General features: G+C 58.3%; 18 protein-coding genes. 9 read left to right on the top strand and 9 right to left on the bottom strand.

From position 1 onward, the window contains the following. The first annotated feature begins 19 nt into the window (after nucleotides 1-19). Complete coding sequence (locus ACP15L_RS10145; RefSeq protein WP_425084065.1) at nucleotides 20-916, top strand: ParB/RepB/Spo0J family partition protein; 897 nt, start codon at nucleotides 20-22, stop codon at nucleotides 914-916. Here the strand turns inward: ACP15L_RS10145 and ACP15L_RS10150 are convergent. The 4 genes from ACP15L_RS10150 to rph are packed head-to-tail and all read right to left on the bottom strand — an operon-like array spanning nucleotide 906 to nucleotide 3,731. Beyond that, nucleotides 906-1,259 (bottom strand): YbaN family protein, encoded by a 354-nt coding sequence (locus tag ACP15L_RS10150; protein WP_425084066.1) that lies wholly within the window; start codon nucleotides 1,257-1,259, stop codon nucleotides 906-908. The genes ACP15L_RS10145 and ACP15L_RS10150 overlap by 11 nt on opposite strands. A 3-nt stretch (nucleotides 1,260-1,262) precedes the next feature. Beyond that, nucleotides 1,263-2,417, bottom strand: coding sequence for a radical SAM family heme chaperone HemW (gene hemW, locus ACP15L_RS10155; protein ID WP_425084067.1), 1,155 nt, complete (start codon nucleotides 2,415-2,417; stop codon nucleotides 1,263-1,265). Further along, on the bottom strand, nucleotides 2,407-3,021 hold the full coding sequence (gene rdgB / locus ACP15L_RS10160) for an RdgB/HAM1 family non-canonical purine NTP pyrophosphatase (RefSeq protein ID WP_425084068.1): 615 nt from the start codon (nucleotides 3,019-3,021) through the stop codon (nucleotides 2,407-2,409). Before rdgB ends, hemW begins: the two co-directional genes overlap by 11 nt. After that, on the bottom strand, nucleotides 3,018-3,731 hold the full coding sequence (gene rph / locus ACP15L_RS10165) for a ribonuclease PH (protein WP_425084069.1): 714 nt from the start codon (nucleotides 3,729-3,731) through the stop codon (nucleotides 3,018-3,020). Before rph ends, rdgB begins: the two co-directional genes overlap by 4 nt. 112 nt (nucleotides 3,732-3,843) lie before the next feature. Here rph and hrcA point away from each other — a divergent pair, with 112 nt between their 5' ends. Then, nucleotides 3,844-4,908 carry a heat-inducible transcriptional repressor HrcA gene (gene hrcA / locus ACP15L_RS10170; protein WP_170550810.1) on the top strand — a complete coding sequence of 355 codons (1,065 nt, stop codon included), beginning with the start codon at nucleotides 3,844-3,846 and terminating at the stop codon, nucleotides 4,906-4,908. A 10-nt stretch (nucleotides 4,909-4,918) separates the two neighbouring features. Further along, entirely contained in the window at nucleotides 4,919-5,482 is a 564-nt protein-coding gene (locus ACP15L_RS10175; protein ID WP_170470713.1) for a nucleotide exchange factor GrpE, read from the top strand. Nucleotides 5,483-5,540: 58 nt separating this feature from the next. Here ACP15L_RS10175 and mutS read toward each other — a convergent pair whose 3' ends face one another. Continuing rightward, the gene (gene mutS, locus ACP15L_RS10180; protein WP_425084203.1) at nucleotides 5,541-8,156 is read right to left on the bottom strand and encodes a DNA mismatch repair protein MutS; all 2,616 of its coding nucleotides are present in this window, start codon (nucleotides 8,154-8,156) and stop codon (nucleotides 5,541-5,543) included. Nucleotides 8,157-8,317: 161 nt separating this feature from the next. On the opposite strand from mutS, the gene ACP15L_RS10185 reads away from it, so the two are divergent. Continuing rightward, entirely contained in the window at nucleotides 8,318-10,579 is a 2,262-nt protein-coding gene (locus ACP15L_RS10185) for an NADP-dependent malic enzyme (RefSeq protein ID WP_425084070.1), read from the top strand. After that, nucleotides 10,576-11,448, top strand: a complete 873-nt coding sequence (locus ACP15L_RS10190) for a ribokinase (RefSeq protein WP_425084071.1) — start codon at nucleotides 10,576-10,578, stop codon at nucleotides 11,446-11,448. The genes ACP15L_RS10185 and ACP15L_RS10190 overlap by 4 nt, the downstream gene beginning before the upstream one ends. Here ACP15L_RS10190 and msrA read toward each other — a convergent pair. Next, nucleotides 11,445-12,116, bottom strand: coding sequence for a peptide-methionine (S)-S-oxide reductase MsrA (msrA, locus tag ACP15L_RS10195; protein ID WP_170643425.1), 672 nt, complete (start codon nucleotides 12,114-12,116; stop codon nucleotides 11,445-11,447). The genes ACP15L_RS10190 and msrA overlap by 4 nt on opposite strands. A 168-nt stretch (nucleotides 12,117-12,284) precedes the next feature. Next, entirely contained in the window at nucleotides 12,285-13,055 is a 771-nt protein-coding gene (locus ACP15L_RS10200) for a transporter substrate-binding domain-containing protein (protein WP_170380216.1), read from the bottom strand. 122 nt (nucleotides 13,056-13,177) lie between these two features. Between ACP15L_RS10200 and ACP15L_RS10205 the strand changes: the two genes are divergently transcribed. The 3 genes from ACP15L_RS10205 to ACP15L_RS10215 are packed head-to-tail and all read left to right on the top strand — an operon-like array spanning nucleotide 13,178 to nucleotide 15,039. Further along, nucleotides 13,178-13,918: an amino acid ABC transporter ATP-binding protein gene (locus tag ACP15L_RS10205; RefSeq protein ID WP_425084072.1), complete on the top strand. Its 741-nt coding sequence runs from the start codon at nucleotides 13,178-13,180 to the stop codon at nucleotides 13,916-13,918. Between the two features lie 9 nt (nucleotides 13,919-13,927). Beyond that, a complete protein-coding gene (locus ACP15L_RS10210; protein ID WP_425084073.1) occupies nucleotides 13,928-14,686 on the top strand; it encodes an amino acid ABC transporter permease in 759 nt (252 codons plus the stop codon). An 11-nt stretch (nucleotides 14,687-14,697) separates the two neighbouring features. Next, nucleotides 14,698-15,039 carry a carboxymuconolactone decarboxylase family protein gene (locus tag ACP15L_RS10215; RefSeq protein ID WP_425084074.1) on the top strand — a complete coding sequence of 114 codons (342 nt, stop codon included), beginning with the start codon at nucleotides 14,698-14,700 and terminating at the stop codon, nucleotides 15,037-15,039. Here the strand turns inward: ACP15L_RS10215 and ACP15L_RS10220 are convergent. Both ACP15L_RS10220 and ACP15L_RS10225 read right to left on the bottom strand, forming a co-directional pair. Further along, nucleotides 15,036-15,317 carry an SCP2 sterol-binding domain-containing protein gene (locus tag ACP15L_RS10220; protein ID WP_425084075.1) on the bottom strand — a complete coding sequence of 94 codons (282 nt, stop codon included), beginning with the start codon at nucleotides 15,315-15,317 and terminating at the stop codon, nucleotides 15,036-15,038. The two genes, ACP15L_RS10215 and ACP15L_RS10220, sit on opposite strands and share 4 nt — an antisense overlap. A 139-nt stretch (nucleotides 15,318-15,456) precedes the next feature. Beyond that, nucleotides 15,457-16,683, bottom strand: a complete 1,227-nt coding sequence (locus tag ACP15L_RS10225; protein ID WP_170470725.1) for an argininosuccinate synthase — start codon at nucleotides 16,681-16,683, stop codon at nucleotides 15,457-15,459. Nucleotides 16,684-16,774: 91 nt separating this feature from the next. Here ACP15L_RS10225 and ACP15L_RS10230 point away from each other — a divergent pair, with 91 nt between their 5' ends. Then, nucleotides 16,775-17,593 carry a hypothetical protein gene (locus ACP15L_RS10230; RefSeq protein WP_425084076.1) on the top strand — a complete coding sequence of 273 codons (819 nt, stop codon included), beginning with the start codon at nucleotides 16,775-16,777 and terminating at the stop codon, nucleotides 17,591-17,593. Nucleotides 17,594-17,625 lie beyond the last annotated feature (32 nt).

Below are 17,625 nucleotides of genomic sequence, written 5' to 3' on the forward strand. Positions count from 1 at the left end.
CGACAATGAGGAGGGCGACATGAGCGCCAAAAAAGCGAAACCCAGGGGTCTTGGCCGCGGTCTTTCGGCCCTTATGGCGGATGTCACGCAGGAAACCGATGGACGCTCACCGGCTGAGCCGCGTCGGCCGGATATGACTGTTCCAATCGAAAAGCTGAAGGCAAACCCGAACCAGCCGCGCCGGACTTTCCAGCCGGAGCAGTTGGATGAATTGGCATCCTCGGTCAAGGAAAAGGGAATCATCCAACCATTGATCGTGCGGTCGATCGGTGCCGGAGAGTATGAAATCGTTGCGGGGGAACGCCGTTGGCGCGCCGCGCAAATGGCGCAACTGCATGATATTCCAGTCATTGTTCGCGATTTTGATGATACCGAGGTTCTGGAAGTCGCGATTATCGAGAACATCCAGCGGGCGGACCTGAATTCCGTCGAAGAAGCGGCTGGTTACAAGCAGCTCATGGATCGTTTCGGCCACACGCAGGAGAAACTGGCCGAGGCTTTGGGTAAAAGTCGCAGCCATATCGCTAACCTCTTGCGGCTTTTATCTCTGCCGATGGATGTGCAAGCCCTTGTGATAGAAGGGAAATTGTCCGCGGGCCACGCAAGGGCTTTGATCACGGCCGAGAATCCATCGGAACTGGCCAAACAAGTCGTGAAAGACGGGCTTTCGGTACGGGCGACAGAAGCCCTGGTGAAAAAGCAACAGCAGGGCTCAGGTGATCGTCCCGTTCCGAAGTCTCGGGATCTGAATGCAGGCAAAGATGCAGATACCCGCGCGTTGGAGAAAGACCTTTCAGCCATTTTGGCTATGAAGGTTGCAATCAACCATAAGGCCGGGACAGAAACGGGTCAGGTTGTTTTGACCTATGAGAACCTGGATCAGTTGGACGATCTTTGCGCCAAACTCAACCGCTAGGGCGGGTCCAGATAAAGATCATGACGCCGCTCAGAACCACGGCCTGAATAATCAGGACGTAGGAAGGTAAAGACAGCAGAACCGAGATGCCAAATACCGCGGCGACCGAAACGGTGGCCGCCTTTTTTGCGCTCGGACGGATCGCGCCGGATCTCTGCCAATCAATAATCATCGGACCAAAGACCTGGTGGGTCAGAAGCCAGTTGTGCAGTCGGGAGGACGAACGGGCAAAGAAAAACGCGGCCAGCAGTAGAAAGGGAACGGTTGGGAGCAGGGGCAAGACCACACCGACCATGGCGAGTGCGACGCAGAGCAAACCAAGACCGGCCCAAAGATATTGCATCGGCTACTCCAACAACTCGCGGATCACTGCGTTCAGAACGGCACGCCCGTCTTTGGTTGCCTTCAGCTGCGTGTCTGACATCTCGATCATGCCAAGGACCGACAGAGAGTCGAGCTTGTTTTTGGAGAGAGGGTGCCCAGAGAGAGTTCCGAACCTCTCCATATCTAGGCCTTCAGTCAACCGTAGACACATCATAAGGTATTCAGCTGCCTGTTCGACCGGAAGAACCTCGATTCGATCACTTTCTCCGGATCCGTGGGAGACCGCATCTAGCCAGGTATTTGGGGACAAATGGGTTTCCGTCGCGAATTTACGTCCGTTCAAAGTGACACGACCATGCGCGCCGGGCCCGATTCCAACATAGTCGCCATAGCGCCAATAGATCTGGTTGTGCTGCGACTCGGCCCCGGGGCGGGCATGGTTGGAGACCTCATAGGCTGGCAGGCCGTGCGCCTCGCAAATCTCTTGCGTGGCCAGATACATGTCGGCGGCGTGGTCATCCTCGGGCAAACCGCGCAATTTACCGACCGCATAGCGATCGCCGAATGCGGTGCCTTCTTCGATCGTCAACTGATAGAGCGACAGGTGATCGACGGCCATCGATAAGGCCTCGGTCAACTCTGCCTGCCAAGCTTCAAGGGTTTGGTGCTGGCGTGCGTAGATCAAATCAAAACTGACGCGGTCAAAACAGGTGCGGGCGATATCGAAAGCGGCGCGTGCTTCGGAGACGGTGTGGATGCGACCCAAGCGGCGGAGGTCTTCATCGTTCAGCGCCTGCACACCCATCGATATCCGATTGACGCCAGCATCACGATAGGCGCCAAAGCGCCCGGCCTCGACCGAGCCGGGGTTGGCCTCGAGCGATATCTCCATGTCGTTGGCGGGCCGCCAGAGGCTGCGGGCTTCGTCAATGACGGCTGCAACGGTGTCGGGGTTCATCAATGACGGGGTACCACCACCAAAGAAGATCGTATTGAGAACCCTGTCGGGCGTTTCACTGGCCGATCGGCGCAGTTCGGCTAGATAGGCCTCAAGCCATTGTTTTTGATTAATATTTTTAGAAACATGGCTGTTGAAATCGCAATAGGGGCACTTGGCCTCGCAAAAGGGCCAATGCACATACAGGCCAAAGCCCCCATTGCGCCAATCATCCGCCAAAGCAGCCCTTCACGAACATCTCAACCGCGCGGCCGCGATGGCTAATCTTGTTCTTTTCCCAACGATCCATCTCGGCAAAGGTAATGTCGTGGCCTTCAGGGACAAACATCGGGTCGTAGCCGAAGCCATCCTTGCCACGAATTGGCCAAGTCAGATGACCGGGCGCGATGCCCTCGAACACTTCGTCATGACCATCGGGCCAGGCCAGAACCAATGTGCAGCGGAACTGCGCGGTGCGCGGGTGAGGAGCGTTCTTGGCCTCCAACTCGTTGTTGGCACGGGTCATGGCCATCATGAAATCGCGGCCCTCGCCGGTTTCGGCCCAGTCGGCCGTGTATACGCCCGGCGCGCCATTCAGCGCGTCGATGGTGATCCCGGAATCGTCCGACAGGGCAGGCAGGCCAGTGGCCTTGGCGGCAGCATGCGCCTTGATCCGGGCATTGCCAACGAAGGTATCCTCGGTCTCGTCCGGTTCGGGCAGGTTCATCTCAGCCGCGCCGACCACCGTAACGCCAAAGGGGGTGAGGAGATGTGCCATCTCCTCAAGCTTGCCTTTGTTATGCGTAGCGACCAACAGCCTGTCCCCGTCGAACTTGCGGGTCATGCGGCGGCTGCCTTTTGAGCGGCGGCCAGTTCACTTACGCCTTTTTCGGCAAGGTCCATCAGTTGATCCATTTGCGCGCGGCTGAAAACGGAGCCTTCGGCGCTCATCTGTACTTCGATCAGCTTACCCGAGCCGGTCATGATGAAGTTGCCGTCCACGCCCGCCTCACTGTCTTCTGGGTAGTCGAGGTCCAAAACCGGCTGACCGGCGTAAATACCGCAAGAAACGGCTGCAACAGGGTCTACCAAGGGGTCTGAGATCACGTCGCCTGCCTTCATCAGCTTGTTCACGGCCAGCCGCAGCGCCACCCAGCCACCGGTGATCGAGGCGCAGCGGGTGCCGCCATCCGCCTGGATGACATCGCAATCGACGGTGATCTGACGCTCACCCAAAGCAACCCGGTCGACGCCGGCGCGCAGGGCGCGACCAATCAAGCGCTGGATTTCTACGGTACGACCGCCTTGCTTGCCCGAGGCCGCCTCACGCCGCATCCGGGTGTTGGTTGCGCGGGGCAGCATACCGTATTCGGCAGTGACCCAACCCAGGCCCGAACCTTTGATGAAGGGCGGCACGCGATCCTCGATCGTGGCAGTACACAGCACGTGGGTGTCGCCCATCTTGATCAGGCAAGACCCTTCGGCATGTTTGGTGAAGCCCGTCTCGATTGAAACGGCGCGCATTTCGTTTAGATCACGTCCTGAGGGTCGCATGGGAATTCCTTTGTTTGCTGGGTTGGGGATAACGTCCTGCGGCATTACGATGCAACCCCGATTGACCTTTCATTTACCTGCGATTTAATGGCAGTCCAGCAGGGGACCGAGAATGAGCGAAGCCAGCAGAATTCTGTCAGAGATGAACGACCGGTCGCGTGAGGTGTTTCGGCTGATCGTCGAAAGCTATCTGGAAAGCGGTGAGCCAGTGGGAAGCCGCACCCTGACGCGGACATTGTCAGAAAAAGTCAGCGCAGCGACCGTGCGCAATGTGATGCAGGATCTTGAGTTTCTGGGTCTGCTGGACAGCCCTCACGTGTCTGCAGGGCGGATTCCGACGCAGCAGGGGCTGCGGATGTTTGTGGACGGTTTGCTTGAGGTCGGCGATCTTGGCGCCGACGATCGGCAGAAGCTGGATGAGACTTTAGGCTCTAACGCAGGTGATGTTGGCGGAATGCTGGATCGCGTGGGCTCGGCCTTGTCACACGTGACACATGGCGCGTCGCTGGTTCTGACGCCAAAACACGAGGCCGAGATCAAGCATATCGAGTTTGTCTCATTGGCGCATGACCGGGCGCTGGTGGTTCTGGTTTTCTCGGATGGACATGTTGAAAACCGGCTGTTCACGCCGCCACCGGGTCAGACGCCCAGTTCGATGCGAGAGGCCGCAAATTTCCTGAATGCGCTGATAGAGGGGCGAACGCTCAGCGAAGTGCGCCGTCAAATGCTGTCGCAGATTGATGCGCGTCGGCAAGAGATCGACGTTTTGGCCCGCGAGATGGTGGAAAGCGGGATTGCGGCCTGGGACGGGGATGGAAGCGACTCAGCCCGCCTAATCGTGCGCGGTCGGGCGAATCTTTTGGCGGATTCGGGTGAGGTCGAGGAGTTGGACCGCATTCGCACCCTGTTCGATGATCTTGAACGCAAGCGCGACATTGCCGAATTCCTTGAATTGACCGAGGAAGGCGAGGGTGTGCGCATTTTTATTGGCTCCGAGAACAAACTTTTCTCACTTTCGGGTTCCTCTTTGGTGGTGTCTCCTTATATGAACGCTGATCGTAAGATAATTGGTGCGGTTGGGGTCATCGGGCCCACACGTTTGAATTATGGACGGATCGTACCGATCGTGGATTATACGGCGCAACTGGTCGGCAAGCTGATATCCGACCGGAGCTAGAGGGTAAGAGATGGCAGAGCCCAAGAACGAAGAATTTCTGGACGACATCATGGCGGCCGAAGCGGAAGAACTGGCCGAAGAGTTCGCTGAGATCAGCGATGAGGCGCTGGAACTGGATGAGTTGCGCGCCGAGCGGGATGACTACAAAGACAAGTTCATGCGCGCTTTGGCTGACGCGGAAAACGCGCGCAAGCGTGGCGACAAGGCCCGCCGGGACGCGGAGCAATATGGTGGGTCGAAACTGGCCCGCGACATGTTGCCGGTTTATGACAACATGAAGCGCGCGCTTGAAGCAGCGACCGATGAGCAGAAAGAAGTGGCTGCTGGGTTGCTGGAAGGTGTTGAGCTGACCATGCGCGCGCTTAAGGACGTATTTCAGAAGCACGGGATCGAAGTGATCACGCCCGAGGTTGGGGATCGGTTCGACCCGAATGTGCATGAGGCGATGTTTGAAGCGCCAGTGCCTGGAACCCGCGCAGGGGACATCATTCAGGTCTCTGCAGAAGGGTTTATGTTGCACGACCGTTTGCTGCGCCCGGCGCAGGTCGGTGTGTCGTCGACACCTGCGAGCTGATTGGCCTCTGCAAGGCCAAGCCTCCGGCGGAGGTATTTTTGAACAGAAGAAGGGGCGGTCAGGATTTGGCCGCCTCTTTCAGTTTGTAGATCAAGTCGAGTGCTTCGCGGGGGGTCAGCTCGTCTGGCAGGATGTCGTTCAGCATGTCTGCGACTGGTGAGGCTTTCGGCGCAGGCGGCGGCGGTGGTGGAGCGGCGGAGAAGAGCGGAAGGTCGTCGATCAGGGATTTTTGTTTACCGCCCTCACGCTCGGTTTTTTCCAGTTGATCCAACACGATGCGGGCACGTTCAACGACTGAGGCGGGCAGACCCGCCAGTTGGGCGACCTGCACGCCATAGGATCGGTCGGCGGCGCCTTTGTGAACTTCATGAAGAAAGATGACCTCACCTTCCCATTCCTTCACGGCGACGGTGGCGTTTTCGACGCCTTTAAGCTTTCCGGCCAGCGCGGTGAGTTCGTGGTAGTGCGTGGCAAACAAGGCACGACATTGGTTGGCGGCGTGCAGATGCTCCAGCGTGGCCCAGGCGATGGAGAGGCCGTCATAGGTGGCGGTCCCGCGGCCGATTTCGTCCAGAATGACGAGTGCGCGGTCATCGGCCTGGTTCAGAATGGCGGCAGTTTCGACCATTTCGACCATGAAGGTCGAGCGGCCTCGGGCGAGATCGTCTGATGCTCCGACACGGCTGAAAAGCTGGCTGACAAGGCCGATATGGGCCTGTTCCGCAGGGACGTAGCTGCCCATTTGGGCCAGTAGGGCGATCAGAGCGTTCTGGCGGAGGAAGGTTGATTTACCGGCCATGTTGGGACCGGTCAACAACCAAATGGCGGCTCCGTCTTCGGCACTGAGATCGCAGTCATTTGCGACGAAGGCATCGCCGCTTTGCTGGCGCAGCGCGTGTTCGACCACCGGGTGGCGTCCTCCCTGAACCTCAAAGGCGCGCGAAGTGTCGACTTGTGGGCGGCACCAGTTCTCACCACGCGCAAGGTCGGCAAGGGCTGTGGTCAGATCCAGCTCGGCCAGTCCTCGGGCGGCTTGGTTCAGTCGGGCGGCAAGGGTCAGAGTTTCGTCAGAAAGCCTTTTATAGAGCCGCTTTTCGACCTCCAAAGCCAGATTTCCAGCATTCAGGATACGGGTTTCGATTTCCGAGAGTTCGACGGTGGTAAACCGCACCTGATTGGCGGTGGTTTGGCGATGGATATAGGTCTCGGAGAATGGCGGGTTCAACATCTTCTCGGCATGGGTGGCCGTTGTTTCGATGAAATAGCCCAGGACATTGTTGTGCTTGATCTTCAGCGAGGTGATGCCGGTGTGTTCCGCATATTTCTGCTGAAACCCGGCAATGACAGATCGGCCTTCGTCGCGCAGGGTGCGCGCTTCGTCCAGTTCGGGGTCAAAACTGGGAGCGATGAAACCTCCGTCGCGGGCCAGCAGGGGCGGTTCGGCCACCAAAGCCTCATCTAGCAGGCTCAGGAGGTCGTCGAAGCCAACAAGGTTTTGCAAGGCAGTTCCCAGCAGGACCGGAAGATTCTGCCCTTCGCAAATGCCCGCAATTGCAGCGGCTTGGGTCAGGCCGTTGCGGATGGCGGCCAGATCGCGAGGCCCGCCACGTTCAAGCGACAGGCGAGACAGGGCGCGGTCCAGATCGGGGGTTTTGCGCAGGGCCTCGCGCAGGTCCGAGACGATCAGGCTGTCTTCGGCGGCAAAGCTGACGGCGTCGAGACGGGAGTGGATCACATCCAGATTGCGAGACGGGCTTGAGAGGCGCTGTTCCAGCAATCGTGCCCCGCCGGGTGTGACGGTGCGGTCGACCACCGACAACAACGATCCGACACGACCGCCCGACAGAGACCGGGTCAGCTCCAGATTGCGGCGCGTGGCGGCGTCGATCTGTACCACGCGGTCTTCGGATTCCTTCAAGGGCGTTTGCAGGAGGGGCAGTTTGCCCTTCTGCGTGATCTCAAGATAGTCGATCAGGGCGCCCATGGCGGAAATCTCTGCCCGGCCAAAAGACCCGAACGCCTCCAGCGCGCCCACGTGAAACAGCCCGCAGATGCGTTTTTCCGCCGCGGTACTGTCGAAACTGGCTCGCCCGACAGGCGTCAGAGAAATCCCAAGGTCGCGGACGGTTTCGTTCAGCGACTGCTCCATCCCGTCGGCGACGATCAGCTCGGATGGGGCGAGTCGAGCTAGCTCGGGGCTGAGGCGAACGGAGGTCAAAGGCATCACGTGAAACGCCCCAGTCGAGATATCGGCCCAGGCGAGTGCGGCCTCATCCCGGACCTCGGCATAAGTGGCCAGAAAGTTGTGGCGGCGGGCTTCCAGCAGGACGTCTTCGGTCAGCGTGCCGGGCGTCACCAGTCGCACGACATCGCGCTTTACCACCGATTTAGAGCCTCTTTTCTTCGCTTCAGCCGGGCTTTCCATCTGTTCGCAAACGGCCACGCGAAACCCTTTGCGGATGAGGGTCAGCAAATAGCCCTCAGCCGCGTGAACCGGGACACCGCACATCGGGATATCGTCGCCATTGTGTTTGCCGCGCTTGGTCAGAGCGATGTCCAGCGCTTCGGCGGCGTTGACGGCGTCCTCAAAAAACATCTCGTAGAAATCGCCCATGCGGTAGAACAGCAGGGCGTCGGCATGGGCCTCCTTGATCTCGAGATACTGCGCCATCATCGGCGTGACTGTGGACAAAAGCGGCCCCCTTCTGGCGTGTTCCGGACGTGACCTTACAAATCCCCCATCTTCTGTAAAAGCCGAAAACTCATTCTCGTTGAGGCCCGCGCGTGGCTGCGCTATGACGCATCAGCCCCGAAGTCATGGAAACGACATTTAAGATGCCCAAAGCGAAGATCACCAAAGAAGAGGCGTTGGCCTTTCACCTTGACCCGACCCCAGGCAAGTGGGAGGTGCAGGCCACCGTTCCCATGACCACACAGCGCGATCTTTCGCTGGCCTATAGCCCCGGCGTTGCTGTTCCATGTGAAGCAATCGCCGAAGCGCCCGAGACCGCTTATGACTATACCAACAAGGGCAATCTGGTTGCTGTGATCTCGAACGGGACCGCCGTGCTGGGTCTTGGCAATCTTGGCGCGCTCGGCTCGAAACCTGTGATGGAAGGGAAATCCGTACTGTTCAAACGGTTCGCCGATGTGAACTCGATCGATATCGAGTTGGACACCGAAGACCCGGATGAGTTCTGCCGCGCGGTGCGTCTAATGGGGCCGACCTTTGGTGGCATCAACCTCGAAGACATCAAAGCGCCTGAATGTTTCATCATCGAACAGCGCCTCAAGGAAGAGATGGATATTCCGGTCTTCCATGACGACCAGCACGGCACGGCGGTGATTTGTGCGGCGGGTCTGCTGAATGCGCTGCATATTTCGGGCAAAAAGATAGAAGACGTTAAGATTGTTCTGAACGGCGCGGGTGCTGCGGGGATTGCTTGTATCGAGCTGCTCAAGTCGATGGGTGCGCGGCATGAGAACTGCATTGTCTGTGACACCAAAGGCGTGATCTACCAGGGCCGGACCGAGGGGATGAACCAGTGGAAGTCGGCTCATGCGATCACCACGGATCTACGCAGCCTCGAAGACGCCATGAAAGGCGCAGACGTTTTCCTGGGCGTTTCGGTCAAGGGTGCCGTGACGCAGGATATGGTTGCCAGCATGGCCGATAATCCGGTGATTTTCGCTATGGCGAACCCGGATCCTGAGATCACGCCGGAAGAGGCGCATGAGGTTCGCGTTGATGCGATTGTTGCCACAGGCCGCAGCGACTATCCGAACCAGGTGAACAACGTTCTGGGCTTCCCCTACCTGTTCCGCGGTGCGCTGGATATTCACGCGCGCGCCATCAATGACGAGATGAAGATCGCTTGTGCCCATGCTCTGGCCCGTCTGGCGCGTGAGGATGTGCCGGATGAGGTCGCCATGGCCTATGGCAAATCGCTGACCTTTGGTCGCGACTATATCATCCCAACGCCGTTTGACCCACGTCTGATCCACCGTATCCCTCCGGCGGTCGCAAAGGCTGGGATGGATACCGGAGCGGCCCGCCGTCCGATCATCGACATGGAGGCTTATGAACTGAGCCTCAAGTCCCGCATGGACCCGACCGCCAGCATCCTGCGCGGCCTGAACGCCCGTGCCCGTCAGGCGCAAAGCCGCATGATATTTGCCGAGGGTGACGATCCGCGCGTGTTGCGCGCTGCCGTGACCTATCAACGCTCGGGCTTTGGCAAGGCGCTGGTCGTGGGCCGTCCAGATGATGTGAAAACCAAGCTGGAAGAGGCTGGTCTGGGCGACGCCGTGCGCGAGCTTGAGGTGGTGAACGCCGCCAACACCTCGCATCTCGAGACCTATTCGAATTTCCTGTATAACCGTTTGCAACGCAAAGGTTTTGACCCCAAGGATATCCACCGTTTGGCGGCCCGGGACCGGCATGTGTTCTCATCCCTGATGCTGGCGCATGGGCATGGCGACGGCCTTGTGACGGGGGCGACACGCAAATCGGCCCACGTGCTGGACCGGATCAACCATGTCTTCGACGCGGACGCTGCTCATGGCGCAGCTGGCGTGACGGCGTTGCTGCACAAGGGGCGCATTGTTCTGATTGGTGATACTCTGGTGCATGAATGGCCGGATGAAAACGACTTGGCCAATATCGCTGAACGCTCGGCCGACGTGGCCCGCCATATGGGACTTGAACCTCGCGTGGCTTTTGTCAGCTTCTCGACCTTTGGCTACCCGGTTTCAGAGCGGGCCGAAAAGATGCACCGTGCGCCAGCGGTTCTGGACCAGCGTGGCGTAGATTTCGAATACGAAGGCGAGATGACCGTCGATGTTGCCCTGAACGTGGATCAGCAGGTCGGATACCCGTTCCAGCGCCTGACCGGCCCGGCCAATATCCTGATCGTGCCCGCACGGCACTCGGCCTCGATCTCGACCAAACTGATGCAGGAAATGGGCGGAGCCACAGTGATCGGCCCGATCCTGTCTGGCGTCGACAAGCCGATTCAGATCTGCTCGACCGTGTCGACGGCCAATGATATCCTGAACATGGCCATTCTGGCCTCCTGCGATATTGGCAAGTCATGACGATCTGGAACCTGGGCTCGATCAATGCCGACATGGTTTACGGCCTGCCGCACCTGCCTGCGGCGGGTGAGACCTTGGCGGCAGACGGTCTTGAGCGTTTTCTGGGCGGCAAAGGGGCCAATATGTCCGTTGCCGGATCGCGCGCGGGATCCCGGGTCAGCCATATCGGTGCTGTCGGTCCGGATGGGCGCTGGGCCAAGGATCGGCTGACGGAATATGGCGTCGACACGCGGTTCATCGCTGAGGTGGATGTGCCGACCGGTCACGCGATCATTGCTGTGGACGCGCAGGGCGAGAACCTTATCATCCTCTACCCCGGCGCTAACCACGCGTTGGACAGCGCGCAGATCGGGAAGGCGCTGGCCTCGGCCAATACCGGAGATATTCTGGTTTTGCAGAACGAAACCAACGCTCAGGTCGAAGCGGCCCGTCTGGGGCATGAGCTTGGCCTGACCGTTTGCTACGCCGCCGCGCCGTTTCAGGCGCAATCGGTGCAAGAGGTTCTGCCTTATCTGGATTTCCTGATCCTCAACGAGGTCGAGGCCGAGCAATTGCGGCAGGAAACCGGGTTGGATGCAGCGGAACTGCCGGTGCGCCATGTGATCGTTACGCTTGGGTCGAGGGGCGCGCGGTATCTGCAGCAGGGTTGTGATCCCGTGGATTTCGCCGCGCATAAGGTGCAGGCGGTGGATACAACGGGCGCAGGGGATACGTTTACCGGCTACGTTCTGGCCGGGATGGACCGTGGCATGCCGATGGAGCAGGCCATTCTACAAGCGAACCGCGCCGCGGCCCTGATGGTCACGCGGCACGGCACTGCAGATGTCATTCCGGATCTGAGGGAAGTCCGTGACGCGCAGTTGGATTAAGATCCGGCAAAGGGCGCGTCACTTCCCCAAAGCTGCTTCACCCGTGCATCCCGACCGCAGGCATTGCGGTAGGCTTTATAGGCGTTCTTCTGGCGTTTGGGGCCAAAGCGGGTGAACACCAGCTTGTCGCCTTTGTAGTAGTCCTGATGGTATGCCTCGGCCGGATAAAACGCGCCCTCCTGCAGGATCGGGGTTACGACCGTTTGGCCAAGCGCTCGTTGCGCGTTGGTCTTTGCCTGTTGCGCAAGCGCTTTTTCCCCTGCGTTAGACACGAAAATTGCCGTTCGGTAGCTCTCTCCACGGTCGCAAAACTGACCGCCTGCATCTGTGGGGTCGACCGAGCGGAAGAACATGTTCAGAAGCGTTTCACGTGAGACGCGCGCGGGATCAAACGTGATCTGAACCGCCTCGTAGTGGCCCGTGCCGCCTTTGGTCACCTGATCATATGTCGGGTTCGAGACAGAACCACCCGTGAACCCGGACACAGCGCCTATGACGCCGGGTACGGATTCGAAATCGGATTCAACACACCAGAAGCATCCGCCGGCAACCGTCAGGGTCTCGGTCCCTGCAGCCGGGGCCGGAACGGCGCGCAAGGTTGCGGCCAGTGCAATCAAGGTGAACAACAGGGCAGGTTTGAGGTAGTCGAGATATGCAGTCCGGGTCATGGTATGTCTCCTTCCGAGACTCAAGGTGACCGGTGTTCTAACAAGTTGCAATTACCTGACATGGAATGTCACGCGCTGGTGACCTGAGTTTATTGACCGACCTGTTTACCCACTTACCCCCGCGACCGGCAAGAAAACGCCCGGCCGTGGGGCCGGGCGTTGGCAGGATCACAGACCCCATTTCTTTTGGTTTTCCTCAAAGAAGCCCTGGGCTTTCTTCACCTCGATCCAGTTGTTCACATAGTTGATCCAGACCTGATCGTCCTGCGGCAGGATCATTGCGATGGGTGAAGGGGAACGTGGTCCGGCGTTCTTCACACGCTCGATCGGGAACTTCTCTTCCAGGGTGGAGCCTTCGATGTTCGATGTGATGAACACATCGGCCCGTCCGGCGATCACCTCTTGAAAACCACGTGCGGGGGCTTCGACAACTTTGATCTCGGCATTCGGGAACCACTCGCGGACGCGCTTTTCAAAGGTGGTGCCCAGCGTTGTTGCGACCGTCACACCCGGCTGGTTGATCGACTCGTACCCGTCGAATTTGTCGGCCTTGTCCTTGGTCGTGTAAGGGAACAGCTCAACCGAGATATAACTGTCCGAGAATCCGGCGACCTTCATGCGCGGCGGCGAGATCGAGGCCGAGCCAGTCAGGTGGTATTTCTTCGCCACAACGCCATTCACTAGAGTTTTCCAATCGGTCGGGACGTATTCGACCTCAACCCCCAAATCGGCGGCGAGTTCGTTCATGATGTCGATGTCATAGCCTTTGTAGCTGTTCGTGGCCGGATCCCGCAGGGACATCGGGTTCCAATCACCGGTCGTGCCGACCTTCAACACACCGGAATCCAGGATTTCGTTCAGTGCCGATTGCGCCTGGGCTGCGCCTGACAAGACCAGACCAAGCGCAGCGGCTGCGGCTGCTCTCCAGATTGTGTTCATTTAATTCTCCTGTTGGTGGCAGCTGGGACTTGCTGCCATATATAGTTCGTTGTTTTAAGCGGGATAGGGGGCGCAGGCCCAATAAATCAATCCACCCGCGCAAACTAGGGACAGATCGACCAATGCCAGACCCCGCCATCGAGCTTGTCGATGTGAACAAGTGGTTCGATACGTTCCATGTCCTCAAGAATATCAACCTTACGGTCAATAGTGGTGAAAAGGTTGTGATCTGCGGGCCATCTGGCTCGGGCAAATCCACGGTCGTGCGCTGTATCAACCAGCTAGAGAAACACCAGAAAGGCACCATCCGCATTGACGGCGTCGAGCTGAAGGATGACGCCAGATCCGCAGCCACGATCCGGTCCGAGGTCGGCATGGTGTTTCAGCAGTTCAACCTGTTCCCGCATCTGAGCGTTCTAGACAACTTGACACTTGGCCCCATCAAGGCGAGGGGCCTGAGCCGAGCGCAGGCCGAAGAGCGCGCGCGCCATTATCTTGAGCGTGTTCACATCCCCGATCAGGCCGACAAACGCCCCATCCAACTGTCCGGCGGTCAGCAACAACGCGTCGCCATTGCCCGATCCCTTTGCATGGAGCCGAAAGTTCTTTTGTTTGATGAGCCGACTTCGGCCCTCGATCCAGAAATGATCGCCGAGGTGCTGGACGTTATGGTTGAGCTGGCGCATGAAGGCATGACCATGGTCGTGGTCACTCATGAAATGGGGTTTGCCCGCAAGGTCGCGGACAAGATGATATTCATGGATGAGGGCGAGATCGTGGAGCAGGGCAGGCCCGAGCATTTCTTCACCAATCCAACCTCGGAGCGGTGCCGCAAGTTCCTCAGCCAGATATTGCAGCACTGAGTGGGTATGATGAAAAAAGCACTTCTCCTCATACCGCTTCTGCTGCTGGCAGGCTGTTCCTCATCCCAGACATGGGGCTGGTATGTTATCGACCCGCGAACTGACTCGGGCTGGACCAATGTGAAATTCCTGATCTCAGGCATGGGCGCGACGATCCTGATCTCTCTGATCGCGGCGGCGCTGTCGATTGTGATTGGCCTGTTGGTTGCCTTGCCCGGATTGTCCGAGAAACGCGGCTGGCGGCTGCTGAACAGGGTCTATGTCGAGTTCATTCGCGCAATTCCACTGCTGCCCATGCTGTTTTGGGTGTTCTATGGCCTGCCGATCGTATTCCAGTCGATGGGCCTGAACATCCCGATTGACCCATTCTGGGGCGCGATCATCACCCTGGCGATTTCCGACAGTGCCTTTACTGCCGAGATCTACCGCGCCGGCATCCAATCCATCGCACGCGGCCAGCGCGAGGCGGCCCAGACCATCGGGCTGAACTACGTGCAAACGATGCGCTACGTGATTCTGCCGCAAGCGATCCGACGTATCCTGCCGCCCTTGGCCAACCAGTTCATCTACATCGTCAAGATGAGCGCCTTTGCCAGTGTCATCGGCATGCAGGAACTGACCCGCCGCGCGAATGAGCTGGTGGTGACGGAATACCGCCCGCTGGAAATCTACACCTTGCTGATATTTGAATACCTGATCCTGGTTCTGATCATCAGCGCCGGGGTACGCTGGCTGGAACGTCGCATGGGCGCGGTCGAACGCGGATAAGGAGGCACAGTATGGACTGGAAAGACTTCATGGCCGAGACCGAGGCCAATATCGGCACCCTCTCGAAAGAGGTCCTCGAAACGGTGCGCGGTTTCGGGATGATGGGCAAGGCGGCCAAAACCGACGGTGCCCTGAGCGAAAAAACCAAAGAGTTCATCGCGCTGGGCATTGCCATCGCCACACGTTGCGACAGCTGCATCGGGTTTCACGTGAAATCACTGGTGCGTCTTGGCGCCACTCGCGAGGAACTGTGCGAGGCGCTCTCAATGGCGACCTATATGGGCGGAGGCCCGTCTTTTGCCTACAGCGCAAAGGCGCTGAAGGCGTTTGATGTGTTCTCGGAAGGCGACTAACCCAGCAGCTGCCCCAGCTTCATCGCCACACCCATATTGCCCGAGATTTTGAGCTTACCCATAGCAACACCGGTCATCGGGTTCAGCTTGCCGGTGAGCAGCTTGGTCAGGTTGTCCTGCGAGATGCGGATGGTGCAATCGGTATCCTGATCCTGCGTGGTAGCCTGATTGTCAGCCAGCACGATCACGCCCGCATCGCCGCAATCGAACTTGAGCGATCCGTCAAAGCATTTGCCATTCAGCCCTTTTTGAATTCCGTCGGCGATCTCTTGCAGCATGGTCTGTCCTTTCAAACTTGACGTATGCGTAAAGACATGGCCCCACATCCGGCAAGCATGACGCTGGGTCCGTTGAGCAAAAGAAAACCCCGGCAACCGTGTGATTGCCGGGGTTTTGAGTTCTAAACTGTTTGCCAGGTTACTTAGACAGACGTTTGTCGCGTGCCGCCAACAGTTTCAAACGCAACGCGTTCAGCTGGATAAAGCCTGCGGCGTCGGTTTGATCATAGGCACCGGCGTCTTCCTCGAAGGTCACATGTGCCTCGGAATACAGCGAATGATCGGACCAGCGGCCAACGGTCGAGGCCAGACCTTTATACAGTTTCACGCGCACGGTGCCGGTGACGTGCTCTTGGCTTTTGTCGATGGCGGCCTGCAGCATTTCGCGTTCGGGCGAGTACCAGAAGCCGTTATAGATCAGCTCGGCATATTGCGGCATCAGCTGGTCTTTCAGGTGCATCGCGCCACGGTCCATGGTGATGGATTCGATCCCACGGTGTGCTTCCAGTAGGATGGTGCCGCCCGGAGTTTCGTAGATACCGCGCGACTTCATGCCAACAAAACGGCCTTCGACCAAGTCCAGACGACCGATGCCGTGCTTGCCGCCATACTCGTTCAGCTTGGTCAGGATGGTGGCCGGGCTCATCGCCTCGCCATTGATGCTGACTGCGTCGCCTTTCTCAAAACCGATCTCGATGAATTCGGGCTCGTTCGGCGCGTCCTCAGGGTGGACGGTGCGCTGGTAGACGTAGTCGGGCGCCATATCGGCGGGGTCTTCCAGAACCTTGCCCTCGGAGGAGGTGTGCAGCAGGTTGGCATCGACCGAGAAGGGTGCCTCGCCGCGCTTGTCCTTGGCGATCGGGATCTGATGCGCTTCGGCCCATTCGATCAGTCGAGTACGGCTGGTCAAATCCCACTCGCGCCACGGGGCGATGACCTTGATTTCGGGGTTCAGTGCGTAGGCGGCCAATTCAAAGCGAACCTGATCGTTGCCCTTGCCGGTTGCGCCATGTGCTACGGCATCGGCACCGGTTTCCTGAGCGATCTCAACCAGACGTTTCGAGATCAGAGGCCGCGCGATCGAGGTGCCCAGCAGGTACAGACCTTCATACTGCGCATTTGCACGGAACATCGGGAAAACGAAGTCGCGCACGAACTCTTCGCGGATGTCCTCGATATAGATGTTTTCAGGTTTGATCCCCAGCATCTCAGCCTTTTGGCGGGCGGGTTCCAGTTCCTCACCCTGACCCAGATCAGCGGTGAAGGTGACGACCTCACAGCCATACTCGGTCTGCAACCATTTCAGAATGATCGAGGTATCAAGGCCACCGGAATAGGCCAGAACAACTTTCTTAGGCGCGGACATCTGACTTCCCCTTATTCGCAAGACGATTGGCCCCTAACGGGTTTTGTGGGCGGGGGCAAGCTGTGTGGATTGACGCAGGCTGGGAATTGGGGTGAAACGGCCTGACAAAGAACAAGAGATGGTTGAGCAAGGGCATTTCCACATGTTGGCGTTCGAGATTTTCATGCATTCGATCAAGATGGTTTTGCGGAACCTGAAACAGGCGATTCAGATCACGCTGATCCCTGCGCTGATCGGCGGTCTGGTCATCATCGCATTCAGCCTACTGTTTGGTATTTCGTTCGAAGATATCTCGACCGAGCCAAACGGTCTGCCGGATGCTGCATCGCCGGGAGCGGTCACAGCTTTCTTGTTCTGCGTGCTGGCATCCCTATTTGCGATCATGGTTTGGATTGTCGTGTCCTGGCATCGCTTTGTCCTGCTCGAAGAATACCCTGCCGGTTTTCTGCCCGCGTTCAGATCGGATCGAATGCTCGCTTACATTGGGCGGATGGTGATGCTGGCCTTGCTGGGCGTGATCGTCCTGATCCCGACGATGCTCGTCATCGGATTTTTGACGCAGGCCTCGGCCGCGATGGGCATATTGGCGTGGCTTCTGGTTGTTGTGGGTCTTTCCGTGGCCTTTTACAGGGTGTCTCCGATCATGCCTGCCGCAGCAATAGGTGAACCGCTGAAACTGACTGACGCGTGGCGGGCAACTGACGGAGCGAACGGAACCATAGTGGCACTGGTTGTGTTGCTGGTGTTGTTCCAGATGGGGCTTCAGCTTCTGTTCGCGATACTTCTGATCATCCCGGTGATTGGAGCATTGGTGGTGGTTTTCGCCAGCATGCTGATCGTGCCACTGATCAACGTCAGCATCCTGACAACGTTCTATGGCGTCTTCATCGAAAAACGCGCGCTGTCGTAATTCGTACACACATGTATTCCTTGCCCTTTTGC

Origin of the sequence: Ruegeria profundi, from assembly GCF_049800715.1 — a bacterium.
Lineage (GTDB): Bacteria > Pseudomonadota > Alphaproteobacteria > Rhodobacterales > Rhodobacteraceae > Ruegeria > Ruegeria profundi_A.